General features: G+C 70.5%; 9 protein-coding genes. 7 read left to right on the top strand and 2 right to left on the bottom strand.

The features are described from left to right. Nucleotides 1-76 precede the first annotated feature (76 nt). A complete protein-coding gene (locus tag IPQ09_29490) occupies nt 77-1,321 on the bottom strand; it encodes a hypothetical protein (GenBank protein MBL0198281.1) in 1,245 nt (414 codons plus the stop codon). Between the two features lie 378 nt (nt 1,322-1,699). On the opposite strand from IPQ09_29490, the gene IPQ09_29495 reads away from it, so the two are divergent. From IPQ09_29495 to IPQ09_29525, 7 genes are all read left to right on the top strand, one after another. Then, a complete protein-coding gene (locus IPQ09_29495) occupies nt 1,700-2,287 on the top strand; it encodes a hypothetical protein (protein ID MBL0198282.1) in 588 nt (195 codons plus the stop codon). Nucleotides 2,288-2,294: 7 nt separating this feature from the next. Next, a complete protein-coding gene (locus tag IPQ09_29500; GenBank protein MBL0198283.1) occupies nt 2,295-3,242 on the top strand; it encodes an NAD(P)-dependent alcohol dehydrogenase in 948 nt (315 codons plus the stop codon). Next, on the top strand, nt 3,239-4,363 hold the full coding sequence (locus tag IPQ09_29505) for a hypothetical protein (protein MBL0198284.1): 1,125 nt from the start codon (nt 3,239-3,241) through the stop codon (nt 4,361-4,363). Before IPQ09_29500 ends, IPQ09_29505 begins: the two co-directional genes overlap by 4 nt. A gap of 93 nt (nt 4,364-4,456) precedes the next feature. Next, entirely contained in the window at nt 4,457-5,485 is a 1,029-nt protein-coding gene (locus IPQ09_29510; protein MBL0198285.1) for a zinc-binding dehydrogenase, read from the top strand. A gap of 175 nt (nt 5,486-5,660) precedes the next feature. Continuing rightward, a complete protein-coding gene (locus tag IPQ09_29515) occupies nt 5,661-10,133 on the top strand; it encodes a hypothetical protein (protein ID MBL0198286.1) in 4,473 nt (1,490 codons plus the stop codon). Between the two features lie 137 nt (nt 10,134-10,270). After that, on the top strand, nt 10,271-10,435 hold the full coding sequence (locus IPQ09_29520; protein MBL0198287.1) for a hypothetical protein: 165 nt from the start codon (nt 10,271-10,273) through the stop codon (nt 10,433-10,435). Then, nucleotides 10,436-10,621, top strand: a complete 186-nt coding sequence (locus tag IPQ09_29525; protein ID MBL0198288.1) for a hypothetical protein — start codon at nt 10,436-10,438, stop codon at nt 10,619-10,621. 32 nt (nt 10,622-10,653) lie between these two features. Here IPQ09_29525 and IPQ09_29530 read toward each other — a convergent pair whose 3' ends face one another. After that, nucleotides 10,654-11,292, bottom strand: a complete 639-nt coding sequence (locus tag IPQ09_29530; protein MBL0198289.1) for a TetR/AcrR family transcriptional regulator — start codon at nt 11,290-11,292, stop codon at nt 10,654-10,656. Between the last annotated feature and the right edge of the window lie 214 nt (nt 11,293-11,506).

Raw genomic sequence — 11,506 nt, forward strand, 5'->3', positions numbered from 1 at the left:
GACCCGTCGCCTGGGTGTCTGTCAACGGAGAGGACGAAGGAGAGTCCTCTTCGCCGCGGCGGCCGCGCCTGGCCTCTCAGCGATGGCGGTCGGCCGCACGCAGCGGATCGACCGCCGCCGGCGAACGTGTAGGCGCGGGACGCGGGAGGAGGGACACGGTCTTGCGCACGCCCACCTCGCCGGCCATCGCGCCCCAACACAGGAGCTCGTGCGGACGACCTCGCCGACGCACGCAGGTGGAGCCGCAGCCCGAGCACGGCTCGCCCCCGCCCACGCGCACCTCCTCGACCTCGCCGACTCCGGGGACGGGCTTGGCCGTCGAGTCGAAGTCGCCCTCGGTGTGGAGGTCCAACGGCGCGCCGAGCTGGCCGGAGAGGTTCGAGCCCCAGCACGCGATCGTGGCGTCGGCGCGGAGGACGCACGCGTGGTACTCGCCGACCGCGAGCTGCGTGACGCGGCCGAGCCCCGCTTTCTTTCGGGGTCGGCCCGCGGGCTTTCCCACCGAGCCCTCCCCTCCCCAGCAGGTGACCTCGAAGCCCGCGCGCGCGCAGACGAGGCCTCGCCCCACGGACACCTCGTCGACACGCGTGACGCCTTTGACGGGGACGGCGGAGGCGCTGTCTTTCCCGGTGTCGTCGCCCAGCTCGCCGAAGCCGTTCGCGCCCCAGCACGCGAGGCCGCCGTCGAGGCCGATCGCGCAGCTCGAGGAGGGCCCTCCGCCGATTCCGCGCGCGGCCGCGACGCCCTCCGCGGGGAGCAGGGCCCCGCTGTCGTCGATGCACTCAACCGCGCCGCTCGCGCGCCGCGCGCACCGCCCGGAGAGCTCGACGACCTCCGAGGCCCCGGCGAGGACCCGCGCCGGACCGAGGTCCGCGAAGCACGCCACTCCGCCGCCGCGTCGCAGAGCGCACCACCGGTCGTCGTCTCCGGAGACCGAGAGCACATCATCAAGGACCTTGACGAATTGCGCTTCTTCGGGAGGCGACCTGCGCAGGTCGCCGAGGAGCGGCGAGGCCCCCCAACACACGACGCGGCCGTCGACGCGCACCGCGCACCCGCGCCCGTGCCCGAGCGCGAACGACGCGACCGGCGACGGGGGCGGCGACGGTCCACCACCGGCCACGGCGGAAGGCGGCGGCGGGAGAGGCGGCGACGCCGACGCGTCGCGACCGCCATCGGGCGCGTGGGCCGCATCCGGGGCGGCGGCCGGCGGGCAGCCGAACGCGAGCGTCGCGCTCAGCGTGAGCGCGACGCCCCCGCCGACGACTCGGTAGCGGCGCGCCCGCTCGCGGTCGCGTGGGCCTTCGTCGGGTGCTCCCATTCGCCGAGTCTACAGCCGCGACGCGGGACATTCGGCTCCTACGGTTGGCGGCGCGACGCCTCGGCCTGCGGCGTCGACCACCACACGCTGCACCTGAAGGGGCACGGCCACCTGGCCGACCGTCGGCGCGGCGTGGGGCCGACCCGCGCTGCGCGAGCCCGTTCGGCGTGCTCGATCTGGCGAGGAACGTCGAAGCGTGGGCCGCCGCGGACGGCGGCTCGAGGGGGTGGCGACAGGCGTTGGAGGGGTCGCATTTGGATCGCGGGCCGGCACCGGCACCCGCTGCCGCCACGCCCCCTGGGCAGGAGAGGGGAAGAAAAACGCGGCGGTGCGCGATGGCGGGCCGCGGCGTGCGCGCGGCCTGATACCCTGTTGGGCATGTGGGTGCGTGGCGCAGCGATCCGTCCCGTGCCGGCCTTCGCGGTCGTCGGCCGCGCGGTGGTCGACGGCGTCGAGCGGGCGCTCAGCCAAGAGGGAGACACCGCCGACCGCGAGCTGGCGCGCTGCTTCGAGCGCTTCGAGAAGACCCAGCCCGAGATCGCCCGGCGCGCGAACGAGCTGCTCTCGCGTCCCCTCGACGAGACCGCGCTCGCGCTCGGGTATTTTTTGACCGTCGCCGTCTGGCTCGCGTTCGATCGCTCCTTCCGCGGACGCCTCGAGGAGGTCTCTGCGGAGGCACTCTGCGCGGCGGAGGCGGCGCTCGCCCTCGAGGAGGAGCTCCGCGCGACCCACGCCGACGAGCCGCTCGAGCTCGACGACGTGATGGCCATCGAGCAGCCGTCGGTGGTCGGCTTCGTTCACGAGCACGTCGACGCCGCGCTGGAGGGCCCCGCGGAGGACGGCGAGGTCGACGTGGACGACGTAGACCTCGTGTACAAACTGGTGCTCCTCGAGACCCTCGCGCTGTCGCACGCGGTGACGGCCCCCGACGGTCCTCCGCGCGGGCGCGAGGAGCTCGAGGCCTAGTCCCATCATGAGAGCGGTCCGGTACGACGCCTACGGGGGCATCGAGCGGCTCGCGCTCGAGGACGCCCCGCGGCCCGAGGCTGGCCGCCGACGAGCGCGGGTCCGGGTGGTGCGCGCCGCGCTCAACCCGAAGGACGCGCTGTTTCGCAAGGGCCGCTTTCGCGCGCTGTCGGGCGCTTCGTTCCCCAAGACGCCCGGGCTCGATTTCGCCGGGTTCGTGCTCGACGACCCCACCGGGCGGCACCCCGTAGGGGCGCGGGTCTTCGGCGTGCTCGACGAGTGGCGCTGCACGCGAGGCACCCTCGCGGACGAGGTCGTCGTGCACCCGCGGGAGCTGGCGCGGCTGCCGAGCCACGTCTCCTTCGACGAGGGCGCCGCCGTGGCGCTCGTGGGCCTCACGGCGATTCAGGCGCTCCGCGACGTGGCGCGCCTCGAGCCCGGGCAGCGGCTGCTGGTGAACGGCGCGTCGGGCGGCCTAGGCACGATGGCCATCCAGGTTGGGCGGCGGCTCGGCGCTCACGTCACCACGATCTCCTCGGCGCGGAATCGTGCATTCTGCACAGATCTCGGCGCGGACGAGGCGCTCGCTTACGATCTGCCGGCGCCGCCCCGAGCGCCCTTCGACGTCGTGCTCGACGCCTTCGGGAACCTGCCGCTCGCCGAGGCGCGGGGCCGGCTCGCGCCTCGCGCGGTGTGGGTCGGCGCGGTCCCCACGCCCCGGCTGCTCCTGCGCGATCTCGCGACGCGGGTCGCGGCCATCGAGGAGCGCTTGGTCTTGGTGCGACCGCGCGTGAGCGATCTGGACACGCTCGCGGCCTGGCTGGTCGACGGCTCGCTCCGCGCCGTGATCGACCACACCTACGCGCTGGCCGACGTCGCGGCGGCGTTCGCCCACCTGGAGTCGAAGCGCGCCCGCGGCAAGCTCGTGGTCGAGGTCTGCGAGGAGTGCGAGTGAGGCCACGGCGGCCCTGGCGCGCGACCCTCACGATCGTCGCGATCGTCGCCTGGCTAGGCGCGGCCTGTGGCGCCCCCGAAGCGCCGATCGCCGCTACGTCGCCCGCGAGCCTCCCCACGGCAGCGCGCGACGCCGGCGTCGCACTCGACGCGGGCTCCGCGCTCGAAGCTGGCGCGGTCGACGCTTGGGCGGGCGACGGTGGCGACCCGAACGCGGGCGTGGTCGCCAACGTCGACGCGGGCGGAGCGGTCTCGACCTCGACACCCCCGCCGACGCTCACGCCGCCGCACGCGCGCACCGCGCAGCCCGACGACGGCGCGTGGCGGCCCCTCCGCTCCGACTCGGGAGAGGCTGTCCTCTACGAGACCACTCTCCACCCGAGCGCGACGAACCCGTACGTCTCGGTGAGCCTCGTCGCCGCCGATCTCACGCACGTGGCGCTCCGGCTCGTGGCCGGGACCCGCGAGCCGGTGGCACCCGACGTGCCGGCCTCCGCCCGCGCGGGCCTGGTGCCCGCGGCCGATCACGCGGGGCTGCTCGCGGTGGCCAACGGGGGCTGGCGCTCCGAGCATGGGCGCTTCGCGATGCGGGTGGGACCGCACCGCTTCGATCGCCCGCGCCCCGGCCGGGGCGAGGCGTGCACCGTCGGGCTCGACGAGGGCGGGCGCCTGGTCGTCGGGCCATGGGCCGAGCTCGAGCCGCGCGAGACCGAGCTCGCCGCCTGGCGCCAGACCCCCGCGTGCCTCGTCCTCCACGGCGCGGTGCACCCCGCCCTCGCCACCGAGACCCACACCCGCCGCTGGGGCGCGGCGGCCGACGGCGGCGTCGAGATCCCACGCACCGCGCTCGGCGTCGACCGCGCGGGACGCTACGCGCTCTTCGCGCTGGGCGACCGCACCACGGCCAAGGCGCTCGCGGACACGATGGTCGCCGCGGGGGCGCGCGCCGCCGCCGAGCTCGACATCAACTGGTCTTACACGCGGTTCTTCCTCTATTCGAACGCGAGCGGCGCGCCGCGCATCGCGCGGTCGATCGGCACGAAGGGCCAGCACCCGGCCACGTCGTACGTCGAGCGCCGCTCGGAGCGCGACTTCTTTTACTTCGCGCGACGCGCCCCCTAGTAGCGTACCCGCCATGCACCTGACAGTGAGATCCGAGGGAGGTCGACGGCGACTCCGCGCCAAAGGCGAGGTGTGGCCGTGAAGACCGAAGCGATGGCGATCCTCGCCACCGGAGCCGCCGATGTCCTGCAGCGCATGGAGATCGAGCTACCTGAGCCCGGCCCGCGCGAGGTCCGCGTGCGCGTGCGCGCGGTGGCGCTGAACCACCTCGACCTGTGGACCCGCCGGGGGCTCCCGCACCTGCGCTACACCTTCCCGCACCGGCTCGGGGCCGACATCGCAGGCGAGGTCGAGGCGCTCGGGCCGGGAGCCGTCGGCCGCGTTGGACAGAAGGTGGTAATCGCGCCCGGCGTCTCGTGCGGCGCCTGCGCCCGGTGCGCAGGCGGCGAGGACAACCTCTGCCGCGAGTACAAGATCCTCGGCGAGAGCACGCAGGGCGGCTACGCGCGCCACGTCGTCGTGCCCGATCGCAACCTCCTTCCGTACCCTGAGGGGCGCGCGCCGCTCTCGTGGGAAGAGGCCGCCGCCATCCCCCTCTGTTTCTTGACGGCCTGGCAGATGGTGGTCCGAAAGGGCGGCGTGCGCCCGGGCCAGACCGTGCTCGTCCAAGCGGCGGGCAGCGGGGTGTCGAGCGCCGCCATCCAGCTGTGCAAGCTCCTCGGCGCCGAGGTCATCGCGACGACGCGGGCGCCCGAGAAGGCCGCGCGGGCGACCGCCCTTGGCGCCGACCACGTGATCGTCACCACCCGCGAGGACCTCGTCAAGCGCGTGCGCGAGATCACCCTGCGCCGCGGCGCAGACGTCGTGATCGAGCACGTCGGGGGCGAGGTGTTCGAGCAGAGCGTGCTCGCGGCCGCGTGGGGCGGGCGCGTCGTCACCTGTGGCGCCACCTCGGGCTTCTTCCCCAAGCTCGACCTTCGCCAGATCTTCTTCCGCCAGGTCGAGGTGCTCGGCTCCACGATGGGCAGCCGCCGGGACCTCTTCGAGGTGCTCAACCTCGTCCAGCAGGGAAAACTCAGGCCCGTCGTGGACCGCACCGTGCCGCTGTGGTCGGCGGCGGAGGCCCACCGGGCGCTCGAAGCCGGAGCGGCCTTCGGGAAAATTGTGCTGCTCGTGGACTGACCCAGAAATTCCACCGACCCCACGCGTCCGTGGTGGCGCTCGGGGCGTGCGTCGGCTACCGGTAGGGCCGCAGAAAGCTATCGGTCCGGGCGCTCCGCCACGCGTGAGCCTCACAAACCCGGACAAATCAAGCGGCACAAATTTTGCTTAAGAGCCGTGGAGTGCAGGAGGACCGATGAGGAAGAGTTGGTTGGGCAGGGTTGGCTTGGTTGGGCTGGTCGGCAGCGCCGTGCTCGGTTCGGGAGTGTTGGCCGGCTGCGCCGGCGAGCGCGATCCGATCGACCGCACGCAGCAGGGCGTTCTGAACAAGTCGTTCTTCGTGGGTGCGAACCTGGAAGACTTCCGGGACGACCCGGAGTTCCGCACGAAGAGCTTCAACATCGACAGCGCCGCGAACACGGACAACTACTCGGGCACCATCGGCGGCGCGAGCGCGGTCGATCGCGTGCGCTGGGAGATCACCGAGAACATGCTGTTCGCGCGGCGCTCCTACCAGGAGTCGCCCGGCGCCGATAACCGCGGTCTGCCGCGCAAGGAGGTCTCCCCCGGCAAGTGGGAGTTCCCCGGCAAGCCGAACGGCACGATCATCGCGGCGTACCGCATCGTCAACCACTTCGACGTTCGTCGCGACTACAACTCCTCCACCGGCGAGGAGATGAACGTCATCGTCGAGAACTCGTCCGACCGCCCCTGGTACCAGCGCCAGCAAATGCGCGTCGACTGGTCCATGAACCTGGCCGACAGCACGAGCGGCGACACGAGCTGGGTGTGGGGCGGCAACGCCAAGGGCACGCCTATCCAGTACTCGCCGACGAACGAAAACGACGAGGACCGCCCGCACTTCGAGGAGGCCTACTTCGACGTCACGAACAAGTTCACGCTCGCATCCGAGGAGATGCCCGGCTGGGGCATCCCCGAGTGCGTCATCATCGGCTACTTCAACGGCACCTCGTCGTTCGACTGCACGCCGACCGAGGTGAAGTTCCGCAGCTCGTTCGAGCGCCTCACGGGCAACGAGGACTTCGAGCCCTTCGAGGAGTCGAAGGCGCAGCGCGACATCGTGGGCAACTGGGGCAACGCCGGCAACACCTTCAACCGCGAGTACGGCGCCCCGCCGATCACCGCGTGGGACCCGCAGTACGGCTATACGGACGCGAAGACCAAGGCGTTCTACTCGCTCCACAACATCTGGACGAAGAGCCACCAGGACAAGGCCTGTACGAGCAACGTCGACGACGACGCCGACGGCAGCGCCGACCAGTGCGCCAACACGAGCACGGGCTACAAGGGCTCCAAGGGCTCGCAGTGCGACGTCCACATTGGCAAGTGCACCTTGCCGGTCCGCGATCGCCAGATCAAGACCGTGGGCTACTGGCTCAACAAGGAGACGCCGGTCGAGCTCACCGACACCGTCGCGGCCGACGGCAAGACCGTAACGCAGGTGGGCGCGATCGAGGAAATGACGATCACCTGGGACCAGCTCCTCAAGAGCTCGGTCGCCACCCGACGTGAGGTCGAGTGCCGTCGCACGAAGGACGGCGACCGCGACACATGCCACTCGCAGTTCTTCGCGGGCCAGAAGGACATGGTCGCCTTCGGCGGCTGGGGCCTCGAGAAGACCAAGGACCTCCCGGTCGACAAGGGCCAACCGGTCATCGCGACCTGCCACAACCCCGTCCGCGCTTACGACCCCACGGTCTGCGGCAAGGTGGGCGAAGCCACGCGCCTCGGCGACGTGCGCAAGAACTTCACGATCTACTGGCCCTTCGCCTCGCGCGCCCCGTACGGCGGCGTCGCGTCGATCGGCGCCGACCCGCTCACGGGTGAAATGGTGGGCGCCACGGCGACCATCATGGGTCGCTCGGCCACCGCGGCGGCCGCGCAGCAGCGCGACATCATTCAGCTCGCCATCGGCGACGTGAAGGTGGAGGACCTCATCGTCGGCGGGCAGGCCACCCGTTACGCGGACACCGTGAAGAACGGTCGCGTCAACGAGGCCATGGCGCACGGGAAGAGCCCGGCGGAGCACCAAGCCATCCGCGAGCGCGTCAACCTCCAGCAGATCAAGGCCGCGACCGGCGCTGACGCGCTGGGCCTCGATGCCATGTCGCCCACCCAGCGCACGCTGGCGAAGGCGAAGCTCCACGCGAAGGACTCGGTCCTCTCGCCGCGCATCGCCGCGGACACGCAGCGCCTCGAAGGGCTGCTCGGGCAGCTCAACGGCAACCCGCTGCAGGCCGACCTCGCCGACAAGAACCTGCGGCAGCTCGTGGCGAACTCGCCCAACAAGCAGACCAGCGTCTACCAGGCGATCAAGAACTTCTCGCAGCGCGACTCGTCGCAGGTGCAAGACCTCTTCGATCAGTACCAGGCGTACCTCGGCAACAAGGGCGTGTGCTTCCACGACTCGGCCGCCTCGGCCACGTCGGGCAGCATCTATCAGGCGGCCCTCGCCCCGTACTTCAAGAAGAAGTACGACGGCCTGGAGCCCAAGGAGCGCGGCGTCAAGATCTACTCGGAGCTGCTGCGCGAGGCCGTCAAGGGCATCGGCTTCCACGAGATCGGTCACTCGATCGGAATGCGCCACAACTTCTCGAGCTCCTGGGACTCGATGAACTACGCGCCGCAGTACTGGCAGCTCCGCACGAACGAGGGCAAGTCGGTCGGCAAGTGCGCGGCCGCCGGCCGCACGGGCGGGCCTGACACCTGCATGGGTCCGCGCTACCTCGACCCGATGACGGACGACGAGCAGGGGCTCGCGGACGAAGCGCGCCCGGGCATCGAGTACTTCGCGAACACCTCCACCATGGAGTACCAGATCGAGCGCTTCGGCGAGACGGTCGGCGCGGGCACGTACGATCTTCACTTCATGAAGACCGTCTACGGCCGCGTCCTCGAGACCATGGACGAGCGCGAGATCGAGCCCGAGAAGCAGCAGTACTTCGCGGTGAAGACGCTGTCGCAGGGCATCCCGAGCAACCTCGTCTTCGACCCCACCTCCGGCTACGGCGTGCACTACACGAAGCAGGGCGTGCTCGCGAAGGTGTTCGACCCCGACCGCGACTGCCGCCCCGCCACTGACGCGGAGATCGCGACGGCCAAGTGGCGCATCGTCCACGGCAAGGTCTGCTCGCCGTCGCCGAAGAACCACCTCGCCTACGAGGACATGAAGTCCTCGGGCATCGAGTTCACGGACAGCAAGGGCGTGAACACCCCGATCGGCGTCGCCGGCGTTCGCTGGGCCGGCACCGACGAGAACGGCACGAAGCTCGTCCGCTGGCACTACCGCTACGGTGAGGACTACAGCCGCGGCGGGTACATCCACGCCAAGCTGTTCGACTCGGGTGCCGACATCTACGAGACCACCGTGAACGTGACCCGTCGCTTCGACCTCACGTACCCGTGGCAGTACTTCCGCCGTCTGAACAAGGAGTTCGCGTGGTGGTCCGTCGCCGGATCCGTCACGAACAGCACCTTCTCGCGCCTCCGCGCCTACCACTGGAACACGACGACCGACCTCGGCCGCGCGTCCGCCGCGGACGCGGAGAACCCCGACCAGGATCAGCCGGCCGCGTACGCGTCGCAGGAGATGTTCAACTTCCTACAGCGCGTCATCCTCATGCCGGAGCCCGGCATGTACGGCACGGGCGCCGACACGACGCTCCGCACGCCCACCCGCTACAAGGCCCTCAAGATCTTCGACATCACCGAGGACGAGAAGGCCCTGAACCAGGTCGGCGCCGTGGGGATCGTCGACGGTCGCTACATCCAGGTCGACTTCAACAACGAGCTCGGCGGCAGCTGGGACTACTTCCACTTCCCCGAGCACGTCGGCTTCGACGACGAGAAGATCTACGCGCTCCGCGAGATGGTCGACTCCCGCCCGACGCTCTCGACCATCTCGCGCGAGAACGCGCTCGACGGTCGCGACCCGTACATCAGCTTCCGCACCGACAACCCCCACGCGATGGATCGCCTCCTCGGCGGCATCCTCGCGCAGGACTGGGAGACCATCGCCCCGTCGATGCTCTCCGACAAGCAGACGCTGAAGACCTTCAGCCTGCTCGACAGGGACCCGTCGAAGCTCACCCGCCCGGCTGGCTCCAGCGTCATCTTCCCGAACACGGGCTACTCGAACGCCATCTCGATGAGCATCTACTCGATGCTGTTCTCCCGGTTCAGCACCGACATGGTGCTGGCCCAGAAGCTCCGCATTCGCCAGGAGCGCGACAGCGGCGCGAGGATCCCCGACAACAAGCGGCTCTCGTTCACCGATCCGGTGACCGGCTTCCGCTACGACGCGAACCGCTTCGGCAACGAGCTCATCCAGGGCCGTCAGGTCGAGACCGGCATCGCCTCGCGCGTCCTCCAGCGCGCGAACGAGCTCGTCGCCCAGGCCTACCAGGTCCGGGAGGTCGAGATGACGGACACCTCCACTACCCCGCCGACCAAGTACAACGCGCCCTTCATCGACGCCTTCGGCGAGGTCGAGCTCGTCCTCACCAACGGCGCCCCCACGGTGAAGAACGCTACGGCGGCCGCGAACCTCCGCCGCTACATCGGCCTCATCGACGGACTCCGCCAGGTGGGTAACATCTTCGGCGGCGGCCCCCTCGGCGGCGGCGGCGGCGGCGGCGACGAAGACTGAGCCAGGAACCCACGCGTAGAGCGTGACCCAAGACGGCGCTCCCCAGGGGGCGCCGTTCTTCTTTTGGCCGCGCGCCTCTCGCCGTGCGGAAACAAAAAGCGCCACGCCACCGGCGGATCTGCTATCGATGCCTAGCCATGCAGCGCGGAACCGCCTTCATTTTCCTTGGAATCGGCACCATCCTCGCCGGTGTGCTCGCCCTGAAGCTCACCGACATGAACGTGTGCTGGGCGCTCATCGCCTTGGGCGGCGCCCTCGGTTGCTTCGGTGGCATCTCCGTGTCGCAGCGCGCGCGGGGCTGAGTGCGACCGGGCGTCGGCTACCTCATCGCCGGGGTGGCGCTGCTCGCAGGCGGCGTCGGCATCACCGTGGCGTCGGAGCACACGGTCTGGTACGGCGCCATCGTCGTCGGTGTGTATTACATCGGACGCGGCGCCTACATCCTGCTCCGCTCGCCGCCACCGCCACCGCCGCTGCCGCCGGCCTAAGCCCGTCGCACGCTTCCGCCGCTGCCGCCGGCCTAGCGCCCCGTCTTCGTTCGCGACGATTCGTTGCGAACCTTGGGCTCCGGCCGCGGCGCCGCGCCGAGCAGCACGGTGTCCACGAGGCGGGCCAAAAAGAGCTCGTCCACGCGCTGGTTCAACATGAAGAAGCGGTGGTGAATGGGGCCGAAGAGCATGCCGCGGAGCATGTCGACGTCCACGTCATCACGGAGCTCGCCCCGCTCCAGGGCGCGGCCCACCATGCTGCGGTAGGCGTTCTCCTTGCTGTCTCGGATCGCCTGGCAAATCTGGACCACGTCCGGGTCGGTGACCTCCGCCATCACCACGCGCATCACGCCCTGACCCGCGACCGACATCATGAACTGCGTCAGCTGCCTCGAGGCCTCGAGGAGGTCGCCGCGGAGGCTGCCGGTGTCCGGCGACGGGAGCGAGTCGCTCACCAGCGTGAGCATCGCCTCGTGCACCAGCTCGCGCTTCGTGGGCCACCGTCGATACACGGTGGTCTTGTGCACGTCGGCGCGGGCGGCCACGTCGTCCACGCGCAGCGCGCGGTAGCCCACGTGCGCCAGCTCCTCCCGCGTGGCGGCGAGCACCTTCTTGACGACAGCGTCACCGCGCGCGCCCTTCTCGGGGAGTTCCAAGGTCCGCTTCTTCATCGTCTCGCCCGATCCTAGCATTCGTAAAGTTTCGCAACGAAGTGTTGCGATACAGCCTGCGTCATGGCATGTAATTTCGCAACCATGAGTTGCGATATTTTCGGCCCCTGCCTCGCGCTACACGCCCGCACGGCGCCCTCTGCCCTCGCATCGCCTCCGATCCCGAACGCGACGCGTGCCCTACTGCGGTCCCTCGCCTCCTCCGTGCTCACCT

This window comes from Myxococcales bacterium (assembly GCA_016720545.1).
GTDB lineage: Bacteria > Myxococcota_A > Polyangia > Polyangiales > Polyangiaceae > JAAFHV01.

Bases quoted from the DNA above. Each gene is read 5' to 3' on its own strand.
- IPQ09_29490 (MBL0198281.1), bottom strand. From the start codon at position 1,321: ATGGGAGCACCCGACGAAGGCCCACGCGACCGCGAGCGGGCGCGCCGC.
- IPQ09_29495 (MBL0198282.1), top strand. From the start codon at position 1,700: ATGTGGGTGCGTGGCGCAGCGATCCGTCCCGTGCCGGCCTTCGCGGTC.
- IPQ09_29500 (MBL0198283.1), top strand. From the start codon at position 2,295: ATGAGAGCGGTCCGGTACGACGCCTACGGGGGCATCGAGCGGCTCGCG.
- IPQ09_29510 (MBL0198285.1), top strand. From the start codon at position 4,457: ATGGCGATCCTCGCCACCGGAGCCGCCGATGTCCTGCAGCGCATGGAG.
- IPQ09_29515 (MBL0198286.1), top strand. From the start codon at position 5,661: ATGAGGAAGAGTTGGTTGGGCAGGGTTGGCTTGGTTGGGCTGGTCGGC.
- IPQ09_29520 (MBL0198287.1), top strand. From the start codon at position 10,271: ATGCAGCGCGGAACCGCCTTCATTTTCCTTGGAATCGGCACCATCCTC.
- IPQ09_29530 (MBL0198289.1), bottom strand. From the start codon at position 11,292: ATGAAGAAGCGGACCTTGGAACTCCCCGAGAAGGGCGCGCGCGGTGAC.